General features: G+C 42.8%; 1 protein-coding gene. It reads left to right on the top strand.

The genetic code is table 11. The annotated features are described in order from the left end of the window. The coding region (gene tnpA / locus AB4585_RS25025; RefSeq protein WP_372171455.1) for an IS200/IS605 family transposase at nt 1–403 on the top strand (403 nt) is incomplete at its 5' end. Between the last annotated feature and the right edge of the window lie 315 nt (nt 404–718).

Below are 718 nucleotides of genomic sequence, written 5' to 3'. Positions count from 1 at the left end.
CTTTATGCGCTCCCATTATCACTGCGTTTACAAATTAAAATATCACTTAGTGTTAGTAACAAAATACAGAAACAAGTGCTTCACTGATGAGATTTTAACAAGGTTGGAAGTTATATTTAGAGAACAGTGTGCTAAATGGGATGTTGAAGTGCTGGAGTTTGGCGGTGAAGATGACCATATCCACTTGATGCTGGAGTTGCACCCTAACATTGAGCCAGCGAAGCTAATAAACAGCCTAAAAACTGTTAGCAGTCGACTTGTGCGTAAGGAGTATCAGGAGCACATGACAAAGTATTACTGGAAACCCGCACTTTGGTCACGTGCATACTGCCTTATTACAGCTGGAGGTGCACCGTTGGAAGTTTTGGCTGATTATATTGCTAATCAAGATCGCCCGAAATGATCGGGCGCGTGCTATCCATCTCCCCCTAAGCTTGCGCTATAGACGGAGAATTCCGCACATACTCGTTAAATTAATTCGCGACAATGGCCGACTCTTTGAGTTGGCCTTTTTTGTGTCTAGTTTGTTCAGGAATAGTCTGCGACATGGTGCTGCTCTAATGTGTTTTGTCTTATTAAGCAGGAACACCCAAAAATGGGTCATATCGTAGTGCTTCCGGACTGTATATCAACCGGCCTACCAATATCAGTATTATTCACTCTCAAAAAATATACCCGCTGACCAACCAAGTTACTAGGTTCGGCCCCTCTATTATTA

The sequence above is a fragment of the Vibrio sp. 10N.222.49.C9 genome, assembly GCF_041474985.1.
In the GTDB taxonomy this organism is placed as follows: Bacteria; Pseudomonadota; Gammaproteobacteria; order Enterobacterales; family Vibrionaceae; genus Vibrio; species Vibrio crassostreae_C.
This window is presented reverse-complemented; position numbering and strand designations above follow the sequence as displayed.